This is a genomic window from Streptomyces sp. NPDC047000 (assembly GCF_040644295.1).
Classification (GTDB): domain Bacteria; phylum Actinomycetota; class Actinomycetes; order Streptomycetales; family Streptomycetaceae; genus Streptomyces.
Map to the genome: position 1 here is coordinate 96,790 of NZ_JBEYWE010000002.1, position 24,329 is coordinate 121,118.

Genomic DNA, 24,329 nt, shown 5'->3' on the forward strand with positions numbered 1-24,329 from the left:
TCCCGGCGCCCCGGGACGGGTGCCGGGACGCCGGATCCGAAGGCGGAGGGGGAACCGTCCGGGTCAGGAACTCGCGGCTGCCGAGGCCTGGGCCTCGCCGCGGCGGTGGATCTGGCGGAAGGTGAACTCGGCCAGGTCGTCGCCGGTCGAGAAGACCTTGCTGTCCTTGGCGGTGACGTCCTTGCCGTTGGTGAAGCCCGCCAGGGTGAAGTAGGCGTAGCGGCCGTAGGAGTTGGTCGTCGAGCGGCAGACCGCGGAGTTGCAGAAGTCCTTGACGCCCTTGCCGGCCAGCGCCTTGACGATGCTCTTCTTGTCGGCCTGCGTCTTCGCCTTGCCGGCCGCGGCCTCCGTGTCGAAGAGGGCGACGCCGACCGTGACCGCGACGCCGTCCTTGAAATAGGTGACGCGCATCAGACGCGTGCAGCCGTTGGCGGTGAGGACCTTGGGAAGGGTGCCCGAGGCGACCGAGGCACAGTTCTTCGTGTCGGCCGTGGCGCCCTTCTTGTAGACGGTCTCGCCCATGGTCAGCTGCGTGCCCGGGAACAGGGTCTCCGCGCTGAGCGCCGCCGTGTCCTTCTTCACACTGGATATGAAGTCCTTCGGATCCAGCGGGGGCGGCGCGGTGGTCGGTGCGAAGGACGGCCCCGTCGCGGAGCCGCTCGGCAGGGCGGCACTGGCGGGCAGGTTCGTCGAGCCGCCCGACGCGTCGCTGTCGCCGTTCGCCGATACCACGGCCATGGCCACGGCCGCGGTGACCCCGAGAGTGGCGACGATGCCACCCCCGATGAACAGCAGCTTCTTGCGCTTGTTGCGCGTCTCCGACGCTTCCGCGAGCGCGGCCCAGTCCGGAGTCTGGCCGTCCCCGCCGTCGCTCCAGGGCTGCTGGGAATTCGGTTTCCAGGGATCCCACTGGGACTGGGAGCCCCCCTGCCCTTGATTCATGGGGCGCATCTTAGACGGGTCGTCGACATCGTCGATGCGGTCAAGTGTGCGACGGGGAGCGGTGATTACGGATTTTTCGGTGCAGTCCGTCGCAACTCGCCCCTGCGGGCTGCGCCCGGCTTGCCGTGACCCCGGGCCCCGAGTGGGTGTCCGGCGGCTTCGCCCCCTCGTTCTCCCGCCCGCCCGACCCGGTGGGCTGGAGGGGTGCCCTTTTGGTCTGCCGAGTCGGGTGGTGGGTGGGTGCAGGCCCGGGGGTCCAGGGGGTGGAGCCCCTTGGGACGGCACCGAGAGGGGCGGCGCCCTTCCGGTCCCCGGGGTCGAGCCCGCGGAGTGACACGGCGCCCCCGTTTTGACCCGCCACGCCGGGATCGGTATTCTGCTTGTTCGTTGTGTATTGGCTTGCTCATTCTCACGGGACGGGCCCTTACACCGGTCCACCGGGCCGATGACCAGCGACTCCACGAATGCGGTATGCGTCGCCGCCGTGCAGTCTGGGCTGTCGTGATCGTTTCGGTGACCTGTTCAGGACCATTCACTCGAAGCGAAGGCTACGAACCGTGCGTACGTACAGCCCCAAGCCCGGCGATGTGACGCGCCAGTGGCACGTCATCGACGCTCAGGACGTCGTCCTGGGTCGTCTCGCCAGCACTACGGCTGCCCTCCTCCGGGGCAAGCACAAGCCGATCTACGCCCCTCACGTCGACACCGGTGACTTCGTCATCATCATCAACGCCGACAAGGTGCACCTGTCCGGCAACAAGCGGACCCAGAAGATGGCCTACCGTCACTCCGGCTACCCGGGTGGTCTGCGCTCCGTCCGCTACGACGAGCTGCTGGACAAGAACCCGGAGAAGGCCATCGAGAAGGCCGTCAAGGGCATGCTCCCCAAGAACACTCTCGGCCGCCAGATGCTCTCCAAGCTGAAGGTCTACAAGGGTGACCAGCACCCGCACACGGCCCAGCAGCCGGTGCCGTTCGAGATCACCCAGGTCGCGCAGTAAGTCCGGCCACCCCCTAAGACCGAAAAGAATCTGAGGAGCATCGTGGCCGAGACCACTGCCGAGCAGCCGCTCGAAGAGCTTGACATCGACAGCTACACCACCGAGTCCGAGGTCCCCGTCGAGGGTGAGTACACCTCGGAGTCCCTGGCCTCCCGCTTCGGCGAGCCCCAGCCGGCCGCCGGCCTGGGCCGCCGCAAGAACGCCATCGCCCGCGTCCGGATCGTTCCGGGCTCCGGCAAGTGGAAGATCAACGGTCGCACCCTCGAGGACTACTTCCCGAACAAGGTGCACCAGCAGGAAGTGAACGAGCCCTTCAAGGTGCTCGAGCTCGAGGGCCGTTACGACGTCATCGCCCGTATCGCGGGTGGCGGTGTCTCCGGTCAGGCCGGTGCGCTCCGCCTCGGTGTCGCCCGTGCGCTGAACGAGGCGGACGTCGACAACAACCGCGGCGCGCTCAAGAAGGCCGGCTTCCTGCGCCGCGACGACCGTGCGGTCGAGCGGAAGAAGGCCGGTCTGAAGAAGGCCCGCAAGGCCCCGCAGTACAGCAAGCGTTAATCACGCGGCGACTGCAGGTACTCGGAACGCCCCGGCGGCACGCCTCTGTGCCGCCGGGGCGTTCTTTTATCACGCGAACTTGGGTCTAATGGCACAAGATGCTCAAAGACAAGTGTGATCAGATGTTCAGGTATGGAATGCCTGTGATGCGGAGCCGCATGGCCCGGCCTCGACACCCTCGAGTCGTCGGGCCATCGCCTTGTCGGATCATCGAGATATCGAACTGACTGATGCTTCCTCAGGAGGACAAGTGGGACGACTCTTCGGCACGGACGGCGTGCGCGGCGTCGCCAACGCGGACCTGACGGCCGAGCTGGCGCTCGGCCTCTCCGTCGCGGCGGCCCACGTACTGGCCGAGGCGGGCACCTTCGAGGGCCACCGCCCGACGGCGGTGGTCGGACGGGACCCGCGCGCGTCCGGGGAGTTCCTGGAAGCCGCCGTGGTGGCGGGTCTCGCGAGTGCGGGCGTGGACGTGCTGCGCGTCGGCGTGCTGCCGACGCCCGCGGTGGCGTATCTGACCGGCGTGCTCGGCGCCGACCTCGGCGTGATGCTGTCCGCCAGCCACAACGCCATGCCCGACAACGGCATCAAGTTCTTCGCCCGCGGCGGCCACAAACTGGCCGACGACCTGGAGGACCGGATCGAGGCCGTCTACGACGAGCACCGCACCGGCGCCCCCTGGGACCGCCCCACGGGGGCGGGCGTCGGCCGCGTACGGTCGTACGACGAGGGCTTCGACCAGTACGTCGCCCACCTCGTCGCCGTCCTGCCCAACCGCCTCGACGGCCTGCGCATCGTCCTGGACGAGGCGCACGGCGCGGCCGCCCGGGTCTCGCCCGAGGCGTTCTCCCGGGCCGGGGCCGAGGTCGTCACCATCGGTGCCGAGCCGGACGGCCTCAACATCAACGACGGCTGCGGCTCCACCCACCTCGACAAGCTGAAGGCCGCCGTCGTGGAGCACGGCGCCGACTTCGGCATCGCGCACGACGGCGACGCCGACCGCTGCCTGGCCGTGGACCACACCGGCGAGGAGGTGGACGGCGACCAGATCCTGGCCGTGCTCGCGCTGGCGATGCGGGAGCGTTCCGCACTGCGCTCCGACACCGTCGTCGCGACCGTGATGTCGAACCTCGGCTTCAAGCTGGCCATGCAGCGCGAGGGCATCCGGATGGTGGAGACCGGCGTGGGCGACCGCTACGTCCTGGAGGAGATGAAGGAGCACGGCTACGCCCTGGGCGGCGAGCAGTCCGGGCACGTCATCATCCTCGACCACGCCACCACCGGCGACGGCACGCTGACCGGTCTGATGCTGGCGGCGCGGGTCGTGCAGACCGGCCGCAGCCTCAAGGACCTCGCCTCGGTGATGGAACGGCTGCCGCAGGTCCTGATCAACGTGCCGGACGTCGACAGGTCGCGGGTGGCCACGTCGCCGGAACTGGCGGTCGCGGTGACCGAGGCGGAGCGGGAGCTGGGCTCCACCGGGCGGGTGCTGCTGCGCCCGTCGGGGACCGAGCCGCTGGTACGGGTGATGGTCGAGGCGGAGGACATCGACCAGGCCCGCTCGGTGGCCGGCCGCCTGGCCGACGCGGTGAAATCAGCCCTGGGCTGACCGACGGGCCCCTGCCCCGGGCTGACCCGCGGGCCCCTCAGGGGCCTTCGGGCTCTCCCGCCCGTGAGGCCCTGAGGGCAGGACCCCGGGCTCTCAGATCCCCGCGGGGGGCCTCACGGGCTCTCGGCCCCTTCACGCGTCCTCACAAGGACTCTTCGGCCCGCCGGGGCACCCGACGGCTTCAGGCCGCCCAACGTGCCCAACGGCTCGCGGGCCCGCCCGGGGTCCCCGACGGCTCGCGGGCCTGCCCGGGGCACCCGACGGTCGGCAGGTCCGCCCAGGGCACCCGACGGCTCGCGGGCCCGCCCGAAGCCCCCGACCGCTCTCAGACCCGTCGGGCGTGCTCGCGCTGCCTGCCCCAGAACCACTTCTGGGCGAGCAGGGTGAGCGTGCCCGCCAGCACGATGCCCAGCAGGTTCAGCAGCAGCTGCGCCGTCGATCCCCACGTCTGGCCGGTGTCGCCGTAGGCGAGGGCGACGGCCGCGTTGGCGGCGGCCGGGACCGTCGTCACGGAGATGGCGACGCCGACCAGCGCGCCCGACTTCGCGGACGTCAGCGACAGCGTCCCGGCGATGCCCGCGAGGACCGCCACCACGAAGGAGAACGCGTCGGGCGCGTAGACGAAGCTCGTGTTGGGCCGCGCCCCCTCCAGCTTCGCCTCGCTGAACAGGCCGGCCGCGTCCATGAACAGGCTGAAGCCCACCGTCACGGCCATCGCCGCCGCGAAGCCCACGAGCAGCGCGGCGGCCGAGCGCCCCGCCAGCCGCGGCTTGCGCTGCACCAGCGCCGTACTCAGTCCGGCCAGCGGCCCGAACTCGGGCCCGACGGCCATCGCGCCCACGATCAGGACCGCGTTGTCGAGCACCACACCGCACGCCGCGATCATGGTGGCCAGGGTGATGAACGCGAGGTAGGTGACCGACAGGGTCGACTCCTCGTGCGTCTCGTCCGTCAGGTGCTCCCACAGCACCGCGTCCGCGCCCTCGCCCGGCGCCTCCTCCTCCGCCCGGTCGGCCCGCCGGGACAGCGACAGGTCGATGGACTCCATGGCGATGGAGCCGCTCTCGTCGAGGCCCAGTTCCTGGAGCCCGGTGAGCAGCTCGTCGCCCGCCTCGCGGGCCACGTCGCACATCACGACGTCCCCGGCCGGGTTGCGGGCGGCGCCCGGGAAGACCGCGAGGTGGGCGGTGCCGACCGATTCCCCGATCAGACGCACCACGTCGTCGGTCCGGTCGGACGGTGTGATCAGACGCAGATGCAGCATGGCGGAAGCGTAGACGGCCGCCCAAAACGCCCCTCGGTCAGAGCTTGCGCAGCCGCAGGCGCTGCACCTTGTGGTCGGGGCCCTTGCGCACGACGAGCGTGGCGCGCCCGCGCGTGGGCGCGATGTTCTCGACGAGGTTGGGCTTGTTGATGGTGCGCCACAGCCCGCGGGCGTAGTCGAGCGCGTCCTCCTCCGAGACCTGCGTGTACTTGCGGAAGTACGACGACGGGTCCTGGAAGGCGGTCCGGCGCAGCTTCCTGAAGCGGCTGAGGTACCAGTGCTCGATGTCCTCGGCGCTCGCGTCGACGTAGACGCTGAAGTCGAAGTAGTCGGCGAGACCGACCCGGGTGCGGCCGTCGGTGCCGGGCAGGGCGGGTTGCAGCACGTTGAGCCCCTCGACGATGAGTATGTCGGGGCGGCGCACGACGAGCCGGTCGCCGGGGACGATGTCGTAGATGAGGTGGGAGTAGACGGGCGCGGACACCTCGTCCTTGCCGGCCTTGATGTCGGCGACGAACCGGGTGAGGGCCCGGCGGTCGTACGACTCGGGGAAGCCCTTGCGGGACATCAGCCCCCGCGCCTCCAGGTCCCGGGTGGGCAGCAGGAAGCCGTCCGTCGTCACCAGTTCCACGCGCGGATGCTCGGGCCAGCGCGACAGCAGCGCCTGAAGCAGGCGGGCCACGGTCGACTTGCCGACGGCGACGGAGCCGGCGACGCCGATCACGAACGGGGTGCCGGACTGGGACCCCTTCTCGCCGAGGAAGGTGTTGAGGGCCCCGCGCAGCCCGTCCGTGGCGCCGACGTAGAGATTGAGCAGGCGGGACAGCGGGAGGTAGATGTCCCGCACCTCGTCGAGGTCGATGACATCGCCGAGACCGCGCAGCTTCTCCACCTCCGCCGCGCTCAGCGGGAGCGGCGTCTTGTCGCGCAGCGCGCTCCACTCGGCGCGGGTGAGATCGACGTAGGGAGTCGCCTCCGGCCGCTGCCGGTGGGCGCTCCGGGGCATCGAGGAGACCGGAGAAATCACATTCCATTGTTAACGGAGTTTGAACGGACCAGGAGGTGGGGTGGGTCACGCCCGGCCGACGCCCAAGCGGGGCGCATGCGCGGCGCATCCGCGGGGGGAGGGCGCGCGGGCGGTGTGCGGGGTGGCGACGGGAGGCGCGCGGCGCGCCGAGGGTCGCGTTCGCTGCGCGCAAGGGCCGACAGGGCCCCATGATTTCCGATTTCGGGCACGCGGGGCGGGTTTGCGGGGACCTGGCGCCCGTAGGCTGCCGCCCATGTGTGGAATCGTGGGATACGTGGGGTCTCAGTCGGCGCTCGAGGTCGTCATGGCCGGGCTGAAGCGGCTGGAGTACCGGGGCTACGACTCGGCGGGGGTCGCCGTCCTCGCGGACGGCGGGCTCGCGGCGGCGAAGAAGGCCGGGAAGCTGGTCAATCTGGAGAAGGAACTCGTCGAGCGCCCGCTGCCCACGGGCACGACAGGCATCGGGCACACCCGGTGGGCCACGCACGGCGGCCCCACCGACGCCAACGCGCACCCGCACCTGGACAACGCGGGCCGGGTGTCGGTCGTGCACAACGGCATCATCGAGAACTTCGCCCTGCTGCGCGCCGAACTGGCCGAGCGCGGCCACGACCTGGCCTCCGAGACGGACACCGAGGTGGTCGCGCACCTGCTCGCGGAGGCGTACTCCGCCTGCGCCGACCTGGCGGAGTCGATGCGGCAGGTGTGCCGCCGCCTCGAAGGGGCGTTCACGCTGGTCGCGGTGCACGCGGACGAGCCCGACGTGGTCGTGGGGGCGCGGCGGAACTCCCCGCTCGTGGTGGGTGTCGGAGAGGGCGAGGCGTTCCTCGCCTCCGACGTCGCCGCGTTCATCGCCCACACGCGCTCGGCGATCGAACTGGGCCAGGACCAGGTGGTGGAGCTGCGCCGGGACGGCGTCACGGTGACCGGTTTCGACGGCACCCCGGCGGAGGTCCGCTCCTACCACATCGACTGGGACGCGTCGGCGGCGGAGAAGGGCGGTTACGACTACTTCATGCTGAAGGAGATCGCCGAGCAGCCGAAGGCGGTCGCCGACACCCTCCTCGGCCGGATCGACGCGTCGGGCTCGCTGACCCTGGACGAGGTCCGCATCGCGCCGGCCGAACTGCGCGAGGTCGACAAGGTCGTCATCGTCGCCTGCGGTACGGCCTTCCACGCGGGCCTCATCGCGAAGTACGCCATCGAGCACTGGACGCGCATCCCGTGCGAGGTGGAGCTGGCGAGCGAGTTCCGCTACCGGGACCCGATCCTGGACCCGCGGTCCCTGGTGATCGCCGTCTCCCAGTCCGGCGAGACGATGGACACCCTGATGGCGCTCAGGCACGCCCGGGAGCAGGGCTCGAAGGTGCTGGCCATCTGCAACACCAACGGCTCGACGATCCCGCGCGAGTCGGACGCGGTGCTCTACACCCACGCGGGCCCGGAGGTCGCGGTCGCCTCGACGAAGGCGTTCCTCACCCAACTGGTGGCGTGCTACCTGGTGGCCCTGTACCTGGGCCAGGTGCGGGGCACCAAGTGGGGCGACGAGATCCAGGCGGTCGTCCGGGACCTGTCGCGCATCTCGTGCGAGGTGGACCGGGTCCTGGAGACGATGGAACCGGTCCGCGCGCTGGCGCGGTCACTGGCCGGCAAGGACACGGTGCTGTTCCTGGGCCGGCACGTGGGCTACCCGGTGGCCCTGGAGGGTGCGCTGAAGCTCAAGGAGCTGGCGTACATGCACGCGGAGGGCTTCGCGGCGGGCGAGCTGAAGCACGGCCCGATCGCGCTGATCGAGGAGGACCTGCCGGTGGTCGTGGTCGTCCCGTCCCCGCGCGGCCGGTCGGTCATCCACGACAAGATCGTCTCCAACATCCAGGAGATCCGCGCCCGGGGCGCCCGTACGATCGTCATCGCGGAGGAGGGCGACGAGTCGGTGGCCCCGTACGCCGACCACCTGATCAGCATCCCGGCGACCCCGACCCTCCTCCAGCCCCTGGTGGCGACGGTCCCGCTCCAGGTCTTCGCCTGCGAGCTGGCGACCGCCCGGGGCAACGAGGTCGACCAGCCGCGCAACCTGGCGAAGTCGGTGACGGTGGAGTAACCGGCCTCCCCGCCCGGACCGTTGCCCGGACCTCCTGGCCGGGCGCCGGGTCCGGCCGGCGGACCGGCCGGGCTCAGTCGGGCAGGCCCTTGGAACGGCGGTACGCCCGGCGGGTGTAGTAGGTCAGCAGCACGCCGGGCAGGATGCCGCGGACGACATGGGCCCACTCCGGCCGGCCCGAGTCGGACGCGCCGAACACGACGATGAAGAGCACCAGGACGAACACCACGTCCACCGCCACCATGAGGGCGAACCCGAGGGACGGGGTGGGCGAGGCGGTCTTCGCGCGGGCCGTCTTGGCCGCCTTCGTGCCCGCCTCGGGCTCGCGCGGCCGGGGGATGCGCTCCGGGTCACGGGCCGGGAGGGCGACGACGGCTTCGGGGGGTACGGCCGCGTCCACTACGGCGATCCGCTCGGGGGCGACGTCCCGGAACATGGTCGGCTCGACGGCCACCCGGAAGCCGTCCCGGCCGGTCAGCGCGCGGGCGCCGTCGGGGCGGGTGGTCATCGCGACGCAGTCGTCGTACCGCACGGTGACCGGGCCGCCCGGCAGCAGCAGGCTGACGCCCTCGCCGCCGACGACCAGCGTGACGTCCTCTTTCTCCAGGGACGGATGCCGGGTACCGGTGACCTGGGAGGCGGAGAACTGCGGCGCGAGCGTGCACCCGGCCCAGTCGACACCGCGCCCGGGCACCTGGAACAGCCCGTTGTCCCAGGCCTCCCGGGCGACCTCGCGCAGGTCGTCGACCGTGACCGCCGCCAGCTCGGCCCGGTGCTGTTCGGGGGAGAGGATCCTGTGGCCGAGGAGCAGGCCGAGCGCGTACGACGGCAGCAGGGCGGCGCCGAGGTCGGGAGTGTCGTACTGCTTGAGCAGTTTGCCGCGCGCGGAGTCCAGTTCGGCCTGCTCGATGCGTCCGGCGCGCAGCCGGGCCAGCGCGTCGACGAACCCGCCGACCACCGCGTCCTGCTTCTTGGGCAGCGCGTCGGCATAGGCGGTGAGAGTGGCGAAGTCGGCGTCGCGGGGCGAGTAGTGGGCGTCGGCGGTGTAGGAGTACCCGCCGTCCATGCGCAGATCGCGGTACAGGGCGCGGCCCAGGACGTCGGCGAAGACGGCCGCCGCGGTGGAGCGGCGCAGCACGGCGTCGAAGACGATGTGTCCGTCGTCGCCGCGGATGTAGGCGGGCCGCTCGGGCAGTGCGTCGGACGCGGTGGGCGCGGGGACGCGGAATCCGGCGGGGAGGGCGAGGTCGAGGCCGTCGGGTACGTGGTCGGTGGTGATCCACAGGACGGCGTTGTCCCGGGTGAAGCGGGTCTCGGCCCAGTGCCGCACCTGGTCGGCGGTCAGGCTCCAGGTGCCGAGTTCGTCGTAGCTCGCCAGACCGTAGCCCTCGGCGCCGTAACGCCACAGCGGCATCTGGGAGTTGGGCCCGTTCGACCGCCCGGCGGCCTCGGTCCGGAGGATCTCCTTCTCCGTCTCCAGCCGCTCCAGCGGGAGGTCGCGCAGCGCGGCGCAGACGGAGTTGAGGTAGCCGACGACCTCGGCCTCGTCGCCGGTGACGTGGAACAGGGTGTAGGTGTTCGCCGTCGTGCCGTTGAAGTGCACGTCGGAGACGCCGAGCCGGTGCAGCGCGAGGTGCTCGACGAGGTGCGTGACACCGGACGTGGCGAGTGTCTCGTCGGCGCGGCCCACCCGGAAGAAGAGCCCGGCGGTGACCTCACCGGGGCTGGGGGCGTGCAGGACGGGGACGCCGTGGACGGTGGTGTGGCCGATGAGACCGTCGAGGGCGTCGAGCCTGTCGAGGGCGTCGATGGCACCGGGGGCATGGTTCTGGCCCGCGGTGACGGAGGTGTCGTGCGTGGTCATCTGTTTTCCCGTCCCCCTCAGAGCGTGTCGAGCGCGGCCGTGCGGTACTCGGCGAACCGGGTGCGCCACTTGGGCAGGTAGTACCAGGGGGACTCGGAGCCCTTGTCGCCCAGGGCGGCGAAGTGCGGGGCGGCGTCCTTGAGATGGCCACCCAGCGAGAAGGCGAACGCGAACGTGCTGTGCGCCATGATCCCGCGCCAGCCCGGCCGGTGGTCCGGGTGCAGCACGGACGACCGGGCGGCCTGGCGCAGGTCGTTCCGGACCGCCACATCGCGCAGGTACTCCTTCTCGGCGACGTCGGACAGGTCGAGCCAGTGCTCCACATGGGCCTCGGCGACCACCATCCCGGCGTACGAACCCGCTGGCGCGGAGTTCAGGCACTCCCCGGCGAACCCGTGCGCGTCCTCCCAGGAACCGCCCCACTTGGGGCACACCTGCTGCAACAACTGCAGTTGCGCGCGCACATCGTGGGGATGGTGCGCGGCCAGCCGGTCGTAGCGCCGCCGCGCCTCGGACTGCCCCAGTTCCAGGCCGCGGGCGGTGGTCAGCCGAGCGGTCCAGGCGGGCGCGTAGCCGGGGTGCTCCGCGCAGACCTCGATCAGGATCTGCTCCGACTTGCGCAGCCAGGCGTGGAACTGCTCGAACTGCTCGCGCGAGACGTTCTTGGCGCGGGCGCCGCTGCGGATCGCCCAGCCGACCCGGGTGTACCGCTCGGCCAGCAGCGTGCGCGCCAGCGGGTCTCCGGGCCGGTCCTGCACGGCCTTCTCCAGGTACTCCTCGGTCCCGTCGATCCCGGCGAGCGCCCCGACGGCGAACGACACCTCGTCCGCGGAGCCGAGCTGGGCGAAGAACGCCTCGGTCGCCGCCCAGTTCCCGTTGCCGGCGATGGCGCGCAGCGGGGTGAGCTCCGCTAACGCGTCGAACGGATCGGTCACCGGTCCCGGCGTGCCGCCGCCCCCGGTACCGCTGGATGTCCTGCTGATACGTCCGCCCCCTTTGGCGTGTCGGTATGCGCGGCGACGACGGGGCGGCCGGCCTTGTCCGAACTGCCGCCCGGGCGCGGGCGCGCGAGATGCCGATCCGGTGCGCCTCCGTGCTCCGCACGTGCGCACGCGTGATCGATTGTCTCCGCAGGCTAGCAGGGTGCTGTGACAGGGGGAGACCGAGTTGTTCGGGGGCGGGGGTGGGGCTCATCGGGTTTCTCGCCCCCGCCGCCCCTTCCCGTCCCGACCCCGGGGGCTGCGCCCCCGAACCCCGCTGCGGCTCGGTCCCGGCGCCGGGGTTCAGCCGGTGAACCGGGCGGCTTTGAGGGCGCCGAGGAAGGGGGCGAAGGCGATGGCGGGGAAGGTGAGGGTGGCCCGGGCGGGGGCCTTGGAGTCGCGGACGGCTATGTGGGAGGGCAGGGTGGCGATCTCGACGCAGGCGTTGCCGTCGCCGCCGCCTGAGTAGGACGACTTTGTCCATGTGCCGGGGATCATCGCGTGAACTGCGTCGACTTGAGGGTGTCGAGGAAGAGAGCGAAGACCGTGGCGGGGAAGGTGAGGGTTCCGCAGGAGCGGTTCTTGGTGTCGCGTATGCCTACGTGGGTGGGGCTGTCTGCTATCTCGACGCATGAGTCACCGTCACCGGGACCTGAGTGGGAGGACTTGCGCCAGTTGTCGAAGGTGTCCATGAAGGGCCTCACAGCTCTTTGGCCAGCCTGTGGATGAAGTCACCCGACCGGGCAGGGGTGAGCGATACGGCTTCTACCTTACGGAAAAGCGTTCGAAACGCCGCCAGTTGCGCTTCCGCGTGGACGACGGCCGCTCCGTGAGGGGCATCGCGGATGACAGTGTCCAGCCTGGGGACCGGGCCTCCGGCGTACGTCATCGCACTGGTGGCACCGGCGAACCCTTCGAGATCGAAGGGGATGACGCGGACCGTGATGTGATCGGTCTCGCACAGCTCGCGCAGGCGCAGCAACTGAGTTCTGGTGGCAGCACGGTCGCTCACCATGATGCGGAGGGCTGCTTCGTGGATGACGGCCTCGTATCGCACAGAGTCCGGGGCGTTCAGAATGACCTTGCGCTGCATCCGGTGCCGGATGCGTAGATTGATCTCCTCGCGCGGGAGTTCGGGAACCCGGTAGGAGTAGACGGCACGGGCGTATTGCTCGGTCTGGAACAACCCGGGGATGTACAGGAACTGGACCTCCTGCAAGGACGTGGCATGGTGTTCCAGTTCGGCGAGGTCCAGGAACGACGTGGGCAACAGCCCCCGGTACTCCTCCCACCAACCGTGCGTCTTTTCGGTGGCCATTGCCACCAGGGCATCGACGAACTGTCCGTCCGTGCAGGCGTAATGGGAGGCCAGTCGGCGCAGGCGCTCTTCGCTCACGCCCGTGAGGCCGGATTCGACGTGGGTGATCTGGACGCGGCCCGTTCCGATCAGCGCTGCCGCCTCGGCGGTGGTGAGTCCGGCCGCCTCGCGGAGTCTCCGCAACTCGATGCCCAGGCGCAGATGCCGTGCGGTGGGCTCTCGCCTCAGGACCATTGATGCTCCTCGGTTCAACAGATCGACCGCTGTGACTCGTTCGGGGGTACATCACGGGATCTGCTTGTTTTGGATGACATGTTAGCCATACCTTCGGTGACGCGACGCACACGCTGTGGAATCGCCGGGAGCTCGGAAGCGCACCGCCCGTCCTGCCATGACGGCTGCGGCAAGCCACCGCCCGTTGCCCCGTGAGCGCTTGAGCTCCCCACCACCGAAACGGAGTCGACGCATGCCCGGAAACGAGGGCGCCGAGCCCTGGGAGTACTGCCTCTACATCCCCAACGACCCACGCGCCGTGACGGTGTGCCGCCGCACCCTCCGTCTCATCCTCACGATGCACGGCCTGATCGGCCTGGTTGACGTTGCCAAGCTGCTGGCGAGCGAATTGGCCGGCAACGCCGTACGCCACACGAAGGGCCCGGCGGCGCTGCGCGTCCGCTGGTCCGGCGAGGTGCTGCGTGTCGGGGCGTGGGACGCGGACCCCGAACCGCCTCAGCCCCCGGCGGCGTTGGACCAGGTCACCGAGTCGGAGGACGGCCGCGGGCTGGGCCTGGTGCGGGCCTGCGCCGACGCGTGGGGCTGGTACCCGCTGACCCGGAACGGCAACAGGGGCAAGTTCGTGTGGTGCGAACTGACGGCAGCGGAAGAGGAGAAGCGGGACCGCACGCCCCGTGAATGCATTGGGGTGGCTTCCGTGACTTCCAGTGACACGTGTCGTTGATCAGTCCGTACGAAAGGAGAGCTGATGGTCAGCTCGTCGCACGAGGCCACGCACCGCATCTTCCAGGAGCGGCCCGAGATCCTCACCCCGGTCTTCAAGCTGCTCAACGTCGAGTTGCCCGAGAAGCCGGAGGTGGAAGTGATCACCTCGGACGTGACGGAACTGAGACCGCTGGCCCGCTACGTCGACACGGCCCTGAGGGTGAAGCCCGCCGATGGCGACGACTTTCTCCTGGTCGTGGAGACGCAGAGCGCGCGGAGCCAGAAGAAAGAGATCAGCTGGCCGTACTACGTCGCGTACCTCCAGTCGAAGCACGGACTTCCGGTGCTGCTGGTCGTGCTCTGCAAGGAGCGGGCCACCGCCAAGTGGGCCGCGGGCCCGTTCGACTGCACGGCACGCGGCTGGACGGCCCAGCGTACGTATCCTCTCGTCCTGGGCCCGGGCAACGTTCCGGTGATCGCTGACGAGCGTACCGTTGTCGACCAGCCTGCCCTGGCCGCGTTCTCCGCTCTCATCCACGCTGACGGTCCTGCCTCCGAGGCCATACTGGAGGCGGCGTGTCGCGGCTTCGCGAGGCTGGACCCTACGGATGAGCTCTTCTTTTTCCAGTTCGTCGAGGCCGGTCTTGGGGATACTCCAGCCGGAGTGAAATGGAGGCAGATCATGGAGTTTGTCAACTACTTCCCCGGCCGGGGCACGCTCTTGGAGCGTACTTACTGCAACGGCAAGGCCAACGGCAAGGCCGAGGGCAGGGCTGAGGGCAAGGCCGAGGGGATCCTGCGTGTGCTCGAAGTGCGCGGGCTGGACGTCTCCGACGACGTGCGGGAGCGCGTCACCGGCTGCACCGACCTGGACCGCCTCTCCGACTGGCTCGACCGGGCCGTGATCGTCGCGGAAGCGGAAGAGTTGTTCGCCGAACCGGAGGCGGAGCCGGACCCGGACGAGCAGCCCGAATCGTAAAGTGCCCCGCATGAGTGTCATCGGGGTCGGGATCGATGTTGCCGAGATCGAGCGGTTCGGGGCCGCGCTGGAGCGGACGCCGGGGCTGCTCGACCGGGTGTTCCTGCCCAGTGAGCAGCGGCTGCCCAGTGGGGAGGCCCGGGGGATCGCCTCCCTCGCGGCGCGGTTCGCGGCCAAGGAGGCGCTCGCCAAGGCGCTCGGCGCGCCGCCGGGACTGCTCTGGTCCGACGCCGAGGTCTACGTGGAGGACAGTGGGCGTCCCCGGCTGAGGGTCACCGGTACCGTCGCCGCCCGGGCCGCCGAACTCGGCGTCACCTCCTGGCATATCTCCCTCAGCCATGACGCCGGTGTCGCCTCGGCCGTCGTCATCGCCGAAGGGTGAGCCGATCTGGTGATCGTCCCGTGTGCGGGGCAGACTCGTGGTCATGCGTACCGCGTACAGCGTCGAAACCGTCAGGGCGGCCGAGCGCGAGCTCATGGCACGGCTTCCGGAGGGCACGCTCATGCAGCGGGCCGCCGCCGGGCTCGCCGCCGCCTGCGCCGATCTGCTGGGGCGGGTCTACGGCAGCAGGGTCGTCCTGCTCGTCGGTAGCGGGGACAACGGTGGTGACGCCCTGTATACGGGGGCCCGGCTCGCTCGGCGGGGGGCGGGTGTCGCCGCTGTGCTTCTTGCTCCCGAACACACCCATGCCGGGGGGCTCGCCGCGTTGAGGCGTGCGGGCGGGAGCGTCGTCACGCCCGCCCGAGCCGACTCGCTCATCGACCGCGCCGACCTCGTCGTCGACGGCATCGTCGGGATCGGGGGCAAGGGCGGGCTGCGGGCCGACGCCGCCCCGCTCGCCGAACGTGCCGTGCGGTCGCGTGCCCTAGTCGTCGCGGTCGATCTGCCCAGCGGGGTCGAGGCCGACAGCGGGGAGGTGCGGGGGGCGGCGGTCAGAGCGGATGTCACCGTCACTTTCGGGACCCATAAACCCGGGCTGCTCGTCGACCCCGCGCGGGAACACGCCGGGGCCGTACGCCTCGTGGACATCGGGCTGGAGCTTCCGGCCGGGGCCGAGATCGAGGCGCTCCAGCACGCCGACGTGGCCCGACTGCTGCCCGCTCCCGGTGCCGCGAGCGACAAGTACGGGCGCGGGGTCGTGGGGATCGCCGCGGGGTCCGCGCGGTATCCCGGGGCCGCCGTGCTCGCCGTGTCCGGGGCGCTGCGCGGCGGGGCCGGGGCCGTGCGGTACGTCGGGCCCGCCGCCGATGCCGTCATCGCGCGGTATCCCGAGACCCTCGTGTCCGATCGCGGGCCCCGCAAGGCCGGCCGCGTCCAGGCCTGGGTCACCGGGCCCGGCGCCGGTGACGACGCCGACACCGTCGCCGAGGTGCTCGCCGAGGACGACGTACCCGTGCTCCTCGACGCCGACGGGCTGCGGCTCGCCGACCGCGCCGCCGTACGCCGCCGTAGCGCCCCCACCCTCATGACCCCGCACGCCGGAGAGGCCGCCGCGCTGCTCGGGCGGACGCGCGACGAGGTCGAGGGCGCGCGGCTCGCCGCCGTACGGGAACTCGCCGACGCCTACGGGGCGACCGTGCTGCTCAAGGGGTCCACCACCCTGGTCGCCGATCCCGGAAAGGGCCCCGTGCGCGTCAACGCCACCGGCACCGCCTGGCTCGCCACCGCCGGGAGCGGCGACGTGCTGTCCGGGCTCGCCGGGTCCCTCCTCGCCGCCGGGCTCGCCGCCCGGGACGCCGGGAGCGTCGCCGCCTATCTGCACGGGCTCGCCGGACGGTACGCCGCCGACGGCGCGCCCGCCGGTGCCCACGACGTGGCCGACGCGATCCCGGCCGCCTGGCGGGACGTCGTCCGCGGCGACTGAGGGGCCGTACGGATCGTACGCGCGCCGCACGCACCGGGCGGGGCTGTCGTACGCCTCTGCGACACTGGAGGCGCCATGAGTGAGAAAGCACCTGCGTCGACCGCACACCTGCGCGCCCGAGCCGAGATCGATCTGAACGCCCTGCGCAGCAACGTCCGCGCCCTGCGCGCCATAGCGCCCGACGCGGCGCTCATGGCCGTGGTCAAGTCCGACGCGTACGGGCACGGCGTCCTGCCGTGCGCCCGCGCCGCCGTCGAGGCCGGTGCCACCTGGCTCGGTACGGCCACCCCGCAGGAGGGCCTCGAACTGCGCGCCTGTGGCCGGATCCCGGACGGCGTACGGGTCATGTCCTGGCTGTGGACCCCCGGCGGGCCCTGGCAGGAGGCGATCGAGGCCGACATCGACGTCTCCGTGAGCGGTAGGTGGGCCCTCGACGAGGTCACCGAAGCGGCCCGCCGCGCCGGGCGCACCGCGCGCGTCCACCTCAAGGCCGACACCGGCCTCGGCCGCAACGGCTGCCAGCCCGGTGCCGACTGGACCGCCCTGGTCTCCGCCGCCCGCCACGCCGAGACCGACGGGCTGATCCGCGTCACCGGACTGTGGTCCCACTTCGCCTGCGCCGACGAACCCGGTCACCCCTCCGTCGCCGCCCAGCTCGGTGTCTTCCGCGAGATGACGGACCACGCCCGCGAGCAGGGCCTGCGCCCCGAGGTGCGGCACATCGCCAACACCCCCGCCGTGCTCACGCTCCCCGAGTCCCACTTCGAGCTCGTCCGCACCGGCATCGGCCTCTACGGCATCTCGCCCAGCCCCGAGACCGGCGTCCCCGCCGACTTCGGGCTGCGCCCGGTGATGACGCTGTCCGCCTCCCTCGCCCTGGTCAAGCACGTCCCCGGCGGCCACGGCGTGAGCTACGGCCACCACTACGTCACCCCCGGCGACACCACCCTCGGCCTCGTCCCCCTCGGCTACGCCGACGGCATCCCCCGGCACGCCTCCGGCACCGGTCCCGTGCTGGTCGCGGGCAAGTGGCGCACGGTCGCCGGACGCGTCGCCATGGACCAGTTCGTGGTCGACCTCGGCGGTGAGGAACCCCCGGTCGGCTCCGAAGCGGTCCTCTTCGGGCCCGGCGACCACGGTGAGCCCACCGCCGAGGACTGGGCGCAGGCGGCGGGCACCATCGCGTACGAGATCGTCACGCGCATCGGTACCCGCGTTCCCCGCGTCTACAAGGACGTCTGAACGAAGGACGTCTGAACGCGGGAGCGGCGAGGCAGTACCGCAGAGGCATCATCACCCCGGCCCGGTCGACGGGATCGACACCGGCTCCGGCACGGGCGCACGGCAAGGGCAACGGCAGTACGGCGAGGAGGAGCGGTCCGTGACCGAGAGCAGCGCGAGCAGCGCGGAGGCCGTCACGGCCGCCGCCTCCGCCGCCGCGCAGGCAGCCGCACAGGCGACCGGCAGCTGGCGCAAGGTGACCGGCATCGCCGGGGCCGCGATAGGCGTGATCGCCGCCGGTGCCGCCGCCGGCGTCGCGATCGAGCGGATGACCGTGGGCCGCGACATGCGCAAGAAGGCCCGACTCGCCCTGGACGCGGCGGGCCCCTACGGCGCCCTGCGCGGCACCCCCGGCAAGGCGTACGCCGACGACGGCACCGAGCTGTACTACGAGGTCGACGAGGTCGAACCCGCCCCCGGGCTCGCCCCGCGCCGGCGCCGCCTCTTCGGCCGCAAGGCCCCGGCCCCCGTCACCGTCGTCTTCAGCCACGGCTACTGCCTCAACCAGGACTCCTGGCACTTCCAGCGCGCCGCCCTGCGCGGCGTCGTCCGCACCGTGCACTGGGACCAGCGCAGCCACGGCCGCTCCGGGCGCGGGGTGGCGCAGACGAAGGACGGCCTGCCCCTCACCATCGAGCAGCTCGGCCGCGATCTGAAGGCCGTCCTCGACGCCGCCGCGCCGGACGGACCGATAGTCCTGGCGGGCCACTCCATGGGCGGGATGACCGTGATGGCGCTCGCCGACCAGTTCCCCGAGCTGATCCGCGACCGGGTCGTCGCCACCGCCTTCGTCGGCACGTCGTCGGGGCGGCTCGGCGAGGTCGACTTCGGGCTGCCCGTGGCCGGCGTCAACGCGGTGCGGCGGGTGCTGCCCGGGGTGCTGAAGGCGATGGGACAGCGGGCCGAACTGGTGGAATGGGGACGCCGGGCCACGGCCGACCTGTTCGCCGGGATCATCAAGCGGTACTCGTTCGCCACGAAGGACATCGACCCGGCCGTCGCCCGGTTCGCCGAGCGGATGATCGAGAGCACCCCCATCGACGTCGTCGCCGAGTTCTACCCGGCGTTCACCGACCACGACAAGACCGAGGCCCTCGCCCACTTCACCGGGATGCCGGTGCTGGTACTGGCCGGGGTGCAGGACCTCGTCACGCCCAGCGAGCACAGCGAGGCCATCGCCGACCTGCTGCCCGACGCCGAACTCGTCCTCGTACCGGACGCCGGGCACCTGGTCATGCTGGAACATCCGGAGGTCGTCACCGACCGCCTCGCCGACCTCCTCACCCGCGCCGGTGCGGTGCCGGCAGGGGCTACGGTAACGGGCTATGGAAGCACCAGCGGCACCGCGCAACCCGGCTGAGGTCCGGCTGACGATCGACTCGCCCGAGCGGATGCGGGACCTGGGCCGCAGGCTCGCCCGGCTGCTGCGCGCCGGCGACCTCGTGATGCTCAGCGGGGAACTCGGCGCGGGCAAGACCACGCTCACCCGGGGACTCGGGGAGGGCCTCGGCGTACGCGGCGCGGTCACCTCGCCGACCTTCGTCATCGCCCGCGTCCACCCGTCCCTGGGCGACGGTCCGCCCCTGGTCCACGTCGACGCGTACCGCCTGTCCGGCGGGCTCGACGAGATGGAGGACCTCGACCTCGACGTGTCGCTGCCCGACTCGGTGATCGTCGTGGAGTGGGGCGAGGGCAAGGTCGAGGAGCTGACCGACGAACGGCTCCAGGTCGTCATCCACCGTGCCGTCGGCGACACCACGGACGAGGCCCGGCGGGTGACGGTGACGGGTCTCGGGGAGCGCTGGACCGACGCGGACCTGAGCGCGGTGGCGGACTGAGCGGGGCGGTGCCGGGTCGCGGACACGCCGGGGGCGCCGCGCGCTCCGCGGGGACATCCCGACGTCGCGTCGGCAAAATGTTGCGCGGCGTCCATTCGGCGTGGTCACATGGTACCCAGCTCGTGGTTAGGTCTACCTAACTACGTCCGCCCCCGTCCCGCAGGAGGCGTCCATGCCGGCTACCGAGTCCGAGCCCGAGCTCTGCCCTCAGCCGTCCGTGGCGGCAGGGCCGACCATGCGGGCCCTGCTCGCCTCCTGCGCGGCGGCGGAAGCCGTCTCCCGGCCGCCGGCGCCGCCTGCCGCGCGGGCGGTGGCGCAGTCCGTGGCACAGCCGGAGCCCTGCCGGCCCGAGGCGGCCTGAGGGGCGCGGCTCCCTTTTCGGCCGGTGCGTCGTCTGCGGGTGCGTCGTGGCCGGTCGCGCAGTTCCCCGCGCCCCTGGGGAGTTGTCGCCGGCCGGTGGGGTGTGTGCGGCCTGGTGGCTGTGCCGTGCGCCGTCTGCGGGTGTGTGGTGGCCGGTCGCGCAGTTCCCCGCGCCTCTGGGGAGGGGGTGTGCGGGGGGTTCAGCGGAGCACCACTACCCGGCAGCCGATCGTCGCGAACTCCCACATGGCTGTTCCGTCCTCGCGGGACTCCCGGATTCCTCCGGTCTTCGGGACGTCCGCGTCGGCGGAGGGCGCCGGCCGGGCCTTTCCCGCCGCCGCGCTGAAGCCGATCGTCACCCCCTCCGCCGCGGCGAACCGCACCACGTGCTCCACCGGCGTCCCGTCCGTCCCCACGACGGCATGCGACCGCGAGGTCACGTAATAGACGCCCGGCACCGGACCGACGTCCCCCGGTGTCACCGTGAACGTCCGCCGCACCCGCTCCCCGGCCCCCACCAGCCACACCCGCTTCTCGCCCACCGCGTACACGACCCGCTCCCCCTTCCCGGAAACCTCCGGCACGGCACCGGGAGCCCGCCGGGCCCCGGACGACCCGGAGGGGCCGGGTGCTCCCGGTGCCGCCGACGCGCCGGCGGGGGACGTACCGGTTCCCGGCCCCGCCGGTACATCTCCCGCCGCCCGGTATCCGAGGAACCCCACCACCGTCAGGGCCGCCGCGGTGAGCCCGGCCACGAACCCCGCACTGCTGCTTGCCACCGCTCGCCCACCTCACCGTCGTAGCGCACCGGACCCGCCGTACCGGAGGAGCGCCGTAGCGACCACAACCGGCATAAAACATCACAAATAACTCATCCGTCGCGACCGTAGCAGCCCGTGACGGCGTCCCGGGGGCGACCGTGCCGGGGCGACCGTGCCCGGGCCGCCGGAGCCGTAGGCTGTTCGCGTGCTCTTGCTCGCTCTCGATACCGCCACCCCCGCCGTCACCGTCGCCCTGCACGACGGCACGGACGTCGTCGCCTCCTCGACCCAGGTGGACGCCCGCCGGCACGGCGAGCTGCTGCTGCCCACCGTGGACCGCGTGCTCGCCGAGGCCGGGCTCGGCCTGGACGCCGTCACCGGCATCGTCACCGGCACCGGACCCGGCCCGTACACGGGTCTGCGGGTCGGGCTGATGACCGCCGACACGTTCGGCCTCGCGCTCGGCGTCCCCGTGTACGGCGTGTGCACGCTGGACGGCCTCGCCTACGCCGCCGACATCGAGAAGGGCCCCTTCGTGGTGGCGACCGACGCGCGCCGCAAGGAGGTCTACTGGGCGACGTACGCCGACTCCCGCACCCGCCTGACCGGACCGGCGGTCGACCGTCCCGCCGACATCGCGGAGCAGGTCGCGGGCCTCCCCGCGGTCGGCGCGGGCGCGCTGCTCTACCCGGACACCTTTCCCCAGGCGCACGAGCCCGAGCACGTCTCCGCGAGCGCCCTGGCCCGCCTGGCGGCGGAGCGGCTCGCCGCCGGCGAGGAGATCCCCGCGCCCCGCCCGCTCTATCTGCGCCGCCCGGACGCGCAGGTCCCGAAGAACTACAAGGTGGTCACCCCCAAGTGACCGACGGACCGACGAACGGGCCGGCCTCCGGGCCGGAGAACGGGCCCGCCTCCGCAGCGGCCCCCGCCGAGGCCCCCGCGCTGCGTGAGATGCGCTGGTGGGACATCGACCCCGTGCTCGAACTGGAGAAGGACCTGTTCCCCGAGGACGCCTGGTCCCGGGGCATGTTCTGGTCCGAGCTGGCCCACTCCCGCGGCCCCGAGGCGACCCGCCGCTACGTCGTCGCCCTCGCCGGCGACCGGCTCGTCGGCTACGCGGGCGTCGCCGCGCAGGGCGAGGTGGCCGACGTCCAGACCATCGCCGTGGCCCGCGACCAGTGGGGCACCGGCCTCGGCGGCGTCCTGCTCACCGAGCTGCTGCGCGCGGCCACCGCCTTCGAGTGCGCCGAGGTCATGCTGGAGTGCCGCGTCGACAACGTCCGCGCGCAGAAGCTGTACGAACGCTTCGGCTTCGCGCCCATCGGTTTCAGACGCGGCTACTACCAGCCGGGCAACGTGGACGCCCTGGTGATGCGCCTGACCGATCCCTCGCAACCCGCACCGGCATCAGCACAAGGAACCGACAGCAATGGCTGAATCGCGCGACGAGCCCCTCGTCCTCGGCATCGAGACCTCCTGCGACGAGACCGGCGTCGGTGTCGTCCGCGGCACGACCCTGCTCGCGGACGCCGTCGCCTCCAGCGTCGACGAGCACGCCCGCTTCGGAGGCGTCGTGCCGGAGGTGGCGTCCCGGGCGCACCTGGAGGCGATGGTCCCGACCATCGAGCGGGCGCTCAAGGACGCGGGGGTGAGCGCCCGCGACCTCGACGGCGTCGCGGTGACGGCCGGTCCCGGCCTCGCGGGCGCGCTGCTGGTCGGCGTCTCGGCGGCCAAGGCGTACGCCTACGCCTTCGGCAAGCCCCTCTACGGCGTCAACCACCTCGCCTCGCACATCTGCGTCGACCAGCTGGAGCACGGCGCGCTGCCCGAGCCGACGATGGCGCTGCTGGTCAGCGGCGGCCACTCGTCGCTCCTCCTCTCCACCGACATCACCTCCGACGTACGGCCGCTCGGCGCGACCATCGACGACGCGGCGGGCGAGGCCTTCGACAAGATCGCCCGCGTCCTCGACCTGGGCTTCCCCGGCGGCCCGGTCATCGACCGGTACGCACGGGAGGGCGACCCGGCGGCCATCGCCTTCCCGCGGGGGCTGACCGGTCCGCGCGACCCGCTGTACGACTTCTCCTTCTCCGGTCTGAAGACCTCGGTCGCCCGCTGGATCGAGGCGAAGCGCGCGGCGGGCGAGGACGTGCCGGTACGCGATGTGGCGGCGTCCTTCCAGGAGGCCGTCGTCGATGTCCTGACCCGTAAGGCGGTCCGCGCCTGCCGTGACGAGGGCGTCGACCATCTGATGATCGGCGGCGGTGTCGCCGCGAACTCGCGTCTGCGCGCCCTGGCCCTGGAACGCTGCGAGAAGGCGGGCATCCGGCTGCGGGTGCCGCGGCCCAAGCTGTGCACGGACAACGGCGCGATGGTGGCGGCCCTGGGCGCGGAGATGGTGGCGCGGGGCCGCGCGGCGTCGGCCTGGGACCTCTCGGCCGACTCCTCCCTCCCGGTGACGGAGACGCACGTCCCCGGGCCCGGCCAGGACGGTCACGACCACGCCGGTCACGGCCACGCGCACGAGGTCGCCGAGGGGAACCTCTACCCGTGACGGTCGCGCTGATGTGGGAGGCCCGGGCGGCGGACGGCCGGGGTGACGAACTCCTCGCCTGGGTACGGCGGCAGACGCCGGGGGACGGCCGTGAGCCGCTGCGCCGCGAGACCTTCCGGGCTCCCGGCGACCGCGTGCTGGTCATCACCTGGTGGGACACGGAGTCCGGTATCGGTGCCGGTGTCGGCTCCGGCTTTCCGGAACTGCCCGATCCGGAGCCTGATTTGGTCAGCCGCCCGGTGCACCGCTGGCGGTTCGAGTCGGTGGGGGAGGGCTAGAGGGGCCCGGGCCCGCCCCGAGATGCACGGGCCGTCCCGCGGGGCCAGCATGGAGACAGAGCACGACTCGGGGACTTCTGCGGAGGGGCACGCGACAGGACGGTCCGCGCCGGTGCCGGGCGCGTGGGGGGCCGGCGCGACCGCAGTGGAGGCACTCATGGCAGACAACGAAGCGTTCGTCCACAGGCTGTTCGACGCGTGGAACAGTCGTGACTACGACTCCATCAAGGGCTCCGTGGCCGACGACTGCGTCCTGATCGACGAGGGCAGCGGACGGACCCTGAGGGGCCCGGACGGCTTCACCCAGCTGGCGAGGGCGTTGTTCGACGCCATGCCGGACGGCAGGTTCCACCTCGACCACCTCACCTCGGAGGGCGACAGGGTGGTCATCGAGTACACGGGCAGCGGCACCCAGACCGGCGACCTCGTGCTGAACGTCGGCACCGTGCCCGCCACCGGGCGTGAGGTCAAGGTCCACGGCGTCGACATCTACGAGGTCGAGAACGGCAAGGTCAAGGAGGCCCGCGCCTACTTCGACACCGGCTCGGTCATGTCCCAGCTGGGTCTGCTGGAGGAACAGGGCGCCTGAGCCGAAGCGTTCCGGCCGGGAGCCCGGACCAGGGTCTGAGCCAGGACGCCGCGCCGGAGAAGCCGACAGGGCCGGTACCCGGGACGCCCGACGCGCCCCAGGCTCCGGCCACGTCGGCGTCCCGGCCCACCCGGCCCACCGATCCGCACCTACGCGGCCCGCTGGTGCCGCCGCCCGTGTGCCCGGGGCGTCGGCTCTGCACGCTCGGCTTCCCGTAGGGAGCG

At 71.9% G+C, this 24,329-nt stretch carries 26 protein-coding genes; 17 read left to right on the forward strand and 9 right to left on the reverse strand.

The features are described 5' to 3' along the window. Positions 1–63 precede the first annotated feature (63 nt). The gene (locus ABZ862_RS03835; RefSeq protein WP_360951703.1) at positions 64–942 is read right to left on the reverse strand and encodes a hypothetical protein; all 879 of its coding nucleotides are present in this window, start codon (positions 940–942) and stop codon (positions 64–66) included. A gap of 557 nt (positions 943–1,499) precedes the next feature. Between ABZ862_RS03835 and rplM the strand changes: the two genes are divergently transcribed. From rplM to glmM, 3 genes are all read left to right on the forward strand, one after another. Next, complete coding sequence (gene rplM, locus ABZ862_RS03840; protein WP_360951706.1) at positions 1,500–1,943, forward strand: 50S ribosomal protein L13; 444 nt, start codon at positions 1,500–1,502, stop codon at positions 1,941–1,943. A gap of 42 nt (positions 1,944–1,985) precedes the next feature. After that, on the forward strand, positions 1,986–2,498 hold the full coding sequence (gene rpsI / locus ABZ862_RS03845; protein WP_360951709.1) for a 30S ribosomal protein S9: 513 nt from the start codon (positions 1,986–1,988) through the stop codon (positions 2,496–2,498). Between the two features lie 250 nt (positions 2,499–2,748). Continuing rightward, positions 2,749–4,107 (forward strand): phosphoglucosamine mutase, encoded by a 1,359-nt coding sequence (gene glmM, locus ABZ862_RS03850; RefSeq protein ID WP_360951712.1) that lies wholly within the window; start codon positions 2,749–2,751, stop codon positions 4,105–4,107. Positions 4,108–4,432: 325 nt separating this feature from the next. Here the strand turns inward: glmM and ABZ862_RS03855 are convergent, their stop codons facing one another. Both ABZ862_RS03855 and coaA read right to left on the reverse strand, forming a co-directional pair. Continuing rightward, positions 4,433–5,371: a DUF389 domain-containing protein gene (locus ABZ862_RS03855; protein WP_360951715.1), complete on the reverse strand. Its 939-nt coding sequence runs from the start codon at positions 5,369–5,371 to the stop codon at positions 4,433–4,435. Between the two features lie 37 nt (positions 5,372–5,408). After that, on the reverse strand, positions 5,409–6,398 hold the full coding sequence (coaA, locus tag ABZ862_RS03860; protein ID WP_360951718.1) for a type I pantothenate kinase: 990 nt from the start codon (positions 6,396–6,398) through the stop codon (positions 5,409–5,411). Positions 6,399–6,651: 253 nt separating this feature from the next. Here coaA and glmS point away from each other — a divergent pair, with 253 nt between their 5' ends. Continuing rightward, on the forward strand, positions 6,652–8,499 hold the full coding sequence (gene glmS, locus ABZ862_RS03865; protein WP_360951721.1) for a glutamine--fructose-6-phosphate transaminase (isomerizing): 1,848 nt from the start codon (positions 6,652–6,654) through the stop codon (positions 8,497–8,499). 73 nt (positions 8,500–8,572) lie between these two features. On the opposite strand, the gene ABZ862_RS03870 is transcribed toward glmS, so the two are convergent. From ABZ862_RS03870 to ABZ862_RS03890, 5 genes are all read right to left on the reverse strand, one after another. Then, positions 8,573–10,363, reverse strand: coding sequence for an insulinase family protein (locus tag ABZ862_RS03870; protein ID WP_360951724.1), 1,791 nt, complete (start codon positions 10,361–10,363; stop codon positions 8,573–8,575). Between the two features lie 17 nt (positions 10,364–10,380). Next, positions 10,381–11,298 carry a hypothetical protein gene (locus ABZ862_RS03875; RefSeq protein WP_360951727.1) on the reverse strand — a complete coding sequence of 306 codons (918 nt, stop codon included), beginning with the start codon at positions 11,296–11,298 and terminating at the stop codon, positions 10,381–10,383. Positions 11,299–11,646: 348 nt separating this feature from the next. Next, entirely contained in the window at positions 11,647–11,841 is a 195-nt protein-coding gene (locus ABZ862_RS03880; RefSeq protein ID WP_360951730.1) for a DUF397 domain-containing protein, read from the reverse strand. Continuing rightward, complete coding sequence (locus ABZ862_RS03885) at positions 11,838–12,035, reverse strand: DUF397 domain-containing protein (RefSeq protein ID WP_360951733.1); 198 nt, start codon at positions 12,033–12,035, stop codon at positions 11,838–11,840. Before ABZ862_RS03885 ends, ABZ862_RS03880 begins: the two co-directional genes overlap by 4 nt. A gap of 8 nt (positions 12,036–12,043) precedes the next feature. Beyond that, positions 12,044–12,895, reverse strand: coding sequence for a helix-turn-helix transcriptional regulator (locus tag ABZ862_RS03890; RefSeq protein ID WP_360951736.1), 852 nt, complete (start codon positions 12,893–12,895; stop codon positions 12,044–12,046). A 232-nt stretch (positions 12,896–13,127) separates the two neighbouring features. Here ABZ862_RS03890 and ABZ862_RS03895 point away from each other — a divergent pair, with 232 nt between their 5' ends. The 8 genes from ABZ862_RS03895 to ABZ862_RS03930 all read left to right on the forward strand — a co-directional run bounded on the left by ABZ862_RS03895 (position 13,128) and on the right by ABZ862_RS03930 (position 19,924). Further along, a complete protein-coding gene (locus ABZ862_RS03895; RefSeq protein WP_360951739.1) occupies positions 13,128–13,619 on the forward strand; it encodes an ATP-binding protein in 492 nt (163 codons plus the stop codon). A 24-nt stretch (positions 13,620–13,643) separates the two neighbouring features. Next, positions 13,644–14,579, forward strand: a complete 936-nt coding sequence (locus tag ABZ862_RS03900) for a hypothetical protein (protein ID WP_360951742.1) — start codon at positions 13,644–13,646, stop codon at positions 14,577–14,579. Positions 14,580–14,589: 10 nt separating this feature from the next. After that, the gene (locus ABZ862_RS03905) at positions 14,590–14,961 is read left to right on the forward strand and encodes a holo-ACP synthase (protein WP_360951745.1); all 372 of its coding nucleotides are present in this window, start codon (positions 14,590–14,592) and stop codon (positions 14,959–14,961) included. 43 nt (positions 14,962–15,004) lie between these two features. Next, positions 15,005–16,444 (forward strand): NAD(P)H-hydrate dehydratase, encoded by a 1,440-nt coding sequence (locus tag ABZ862_RS03910; protein WP_360951748.1) that lies wholly within the window; start codon positions 15,005–15,007, stop codon positions 16,442–16,444. A 75-nt stretch (positions 16,445–16,519) separates the two neighbouring features. After that, the gene (gene alr, locus ABZ862_RS03915; RefSeq protein WP_360951751.1) at positions 16,520–17,686 is read left to right on the forward strand and encodes an alanine racemase; all 1,167 of its coding nucleotides are present in this window, start codon (positions 16,520–16,522) and stop codon (positions 17,684–17,686) included. Positions 17,687–17,825: 139 nt separating this feature from the next. Then, a complete protein-coding gene (locus ABZ862_RS03920; RefSeq protein ID WP_360951754.1) occupies positions 17,826–19,085 on the forward strand; it encodes an alpha/beta hydrolase in 1,260 nt (419 codons plus the stop codon). Continuing rightward, complete coding sequence (gene tsaE, locus ABZ862_RS03925) at positions 19,051–19,563, forward strand: tRNA (adenosine(37)-N6)-threonylcarbamoyltransferase complex ATPase subunit type 1 TsaE (RefSeq protein WP_360951757.1); 513 nt, start codon at positions 19,051–19,053, stop codon at positions 19,561–19,563. Before ABZ862_RS03920 ends, tsaE begins: the two co-directional genes overlap by 35 nt. A 172-nt stretch (positions 19,564–19,735) precedes the next feature. Beyond that, positions 19,736–19,924 (forward strand): hypothetical protein, encoded by a 189-nt coding sequence (locus ABZ862_RS03930; RefSeq protein WP_360951760.1) that lies wholly within the window; start codon positions 19,736–19,738, stop codon positions 19,922–19,924. A 199-nt stretch (positions 19,925–20,123) separates the two neighbouring features. Here the strand turns inward: ABZ862_RS03930 and ABZ862_RS03935 are convergent, their stop codons facing one another. Then, complete coding sequence (locus tag ABZ862_RS03935; RefSeq protein ID WP_360951763.1) at positions 20,124–20,702, reverse strand: hypothetical protein; 579 nt, start codon at positions 20,700–20,702, stop codon at positions 20,124–20,126. Positions 20,703–20,889: 187 nt separating this feature from the next. Between ABZ862_RS03935 and tsaB the strand changes: the two genes are divergently transcribed. The 5 genes from tsaB to ABZ862_RS03960 all read left to right on the forward strand — a co-directional run bounded on the left by tsaB (position 20,890) and on the right by ABZ862_RS03960 (position 24,105). Further along, the gene (tsaB, locus tag ABZ862_RS03940; protein WP_360951766.1) at positions 20,890–21,546 is read left to right on the forward strand and encodes a tRNA (adenosine(37)-N6)-threonylcarbamoyltransferase complex dimerization subunit type 1 TsaB; all 657 of its coding nucleotides are present in this window, start codon (positions 20,890–20,892) and stop codon (positions 21,544–21,546) included. 89 nt (positions 21,547–21,635) lie between these two features. Next, complete coding sequence (gene rimI / locus ABZ862_RS03945) at positions 21,636–22,121, forward strand: ribosomal protein S18-alanine N-acetyltransferase (protein WP_360953045.1); 486 nt, start codon at positions 21,636–21,638, stop codon at positions 22,119–22,121. Next, positions 22,114–23,238 (forward strand): tRNA (adenosine(37)-N6)-threonylcarbamoyltransferase complex transferase subunit TsaD, encoded by a 1,125-nt coding sequence (gene tsaD / locus ABZ862_RS03950; protein ID WP_360951769.1) that lies wholly within the window; start codon positions 22,114–22,116, stop codon positions 23,236–23,238. The genes rimI and tsaD overlap by 8 nt, the downstream gene beginning before the upstream one ends. Next, positions 23,235–23,516, forward strand: a complete 282-nt coding sequence (locus ABZ862_RS03955; RefSeq protein WP_360951772.1) for a hypothetical protein — start codon at positions 23,235–23,237, stop codon at positions 23,514–23,516. Before tsaD ends, ABZ862_RS03955 begins: the two co-directional genes overlap by 4 nt. A 157-nt stretch (positions 23,517–23,673) precedes the next feature. Beyond that, a complete protein-coding gene (locus ABZ862_RS03960; RefSeq protein ID WP_360951775.1) occupies positions 23,674–24,105 on the forward strand; it encodes an ester cyclase in 432 nt (143 codons plus the stop codon). The last annotated feature ends 224 nt before the right edge of the window (positions 24,106–24,329 follow it).

What these genes read in the sequence shown, in the direction of transcription:
- ABZ862_RS03835 (WP_360951703.1), bottom strand. Translation starts at nt 942, where the DNA reads ATGAATCAAGGGCAGGGGGGCTCCCAGTCCCAGTGGGATCCCTGGAAA.
- ABZ862_RS03855 (WP_360951715.1), bottom strand. Translation starts at nt 5,371, where the DNA reads ATGCTGCATCTGCGTCTGATCACACCGTCCGACCGGACCGACGACGTG.
- glmS (WP_360951721.1), top strand. Translation starts at nt 6,652, where the DNA reads ATGTGTGGAATCGTGGGATACGTGGGGTCTCAGTCGGCGCTCGAGGTC.
- ABZ862_RS03870 (WP_360951724.1), bottom strand. Translation starts at nt 10,363, where the DNA reads ATGACCACGCACGACACCTCCGTCACCGCGGGCCAGAACCATGCCCCC.
- ABZ862_RS03880 (WP_360951730.1), bottom strand. Translation starts at nt 11,841, where the DNA reads ATGATCCCCGGCACATGGACAAAGTCGTCCTACTCAGGCGGCGGCGAC.
- ABZ862_RS03885 (WP_360951733.1), bottom strand. Translation starts at nt 12,035, where the DNA reads ATGGACACCTTCGACAACTGGCGCAAGTCCTCCCACTCAGGTCCCGGT.
- ABZ862_RS03890 (WP_360951736.1), bottom strand. Translation starts at nt 12,895, where the DNA reads ATGGTCCTGAGGCGAGAGCCCACCGCACGGCATCTGCGCCTGGGCATC.
- ABZ862_RS03895 (WP_360951739.1), top strand. Translation starts at nt 13,128, where the DNA reads ATGCCCGGAAACGAGGGCGCCGAGCCCTGGGAGTACTGCCTCTACATC.
- ABZ862_RS03900 (WP_360951742.1), top strand. Translation starts at nt 13,644, where the DNA reads ATGGTCAGCTCGTCGCACGAGGCCACGCACCGCATCTTCCAGGAGCGG.
- ABZ862_RS03905 (WP_360951745.1), top strand. Translation starts at nt 14,590, where the DNA reads ATGAGTGTCATCGGGGTCGGGATCGATGTTGCCGAGATCGAGCGGTTC.
- ABZ862_RS03910 (WP_360951748.1), top strand. Translation starts at nt 15,005, where the DNA reads ATGCGTACCGCGTACAGCGTCGAAACCGTCAGGGCGGCCGAGCGCGAG.
- alr (WP_360951751.1), top strand. Translation starts at nt 16,520, where the DNA reads ATGAGTGAGAAAGCACCTGCGTCGACCGCACACCTGCGCGCCCGAGCC.
- tsaE (WP_360951757.1), top strand. Translation starts at nt 19,051, where the DNA reads ATGGAAGCACCAGCGGCACCGCGCAACCCGGCTGAGGTCCGGCTGACG.
- ABZ862_RS03930 (WP_360951760.1), top strand. Translation starts at nt 19,736, where the DNA reads ATGCCGGCTACCGAGTCCGAGCCCGAGCTCTGCCCTCAGCCGTCCGTG.
- rimI (WP_360953045.1), top strand. Translation starts at nt 21,636, where the DNA reads ATGCGCTGGTGGGACATCGACCCCGTGCTCGAACTGGAGAAGGACCTG.
- tsaD (WP_360951769.1), top strand. Translation starts at nt 22,114, where the DNA reads ATGGCTGAATCGCGCGACGAGCCCCTCGTCCTCGGCATCGAGACCTCC.
- ABZ862_RS03960 (WP_360951775.1), top strand. Translation starts at nt 23,674, where the DNA reads ATGGCAGACAACGAAGCGTTCGTCCACAGGCTGTTCGACGCGTGGAAC.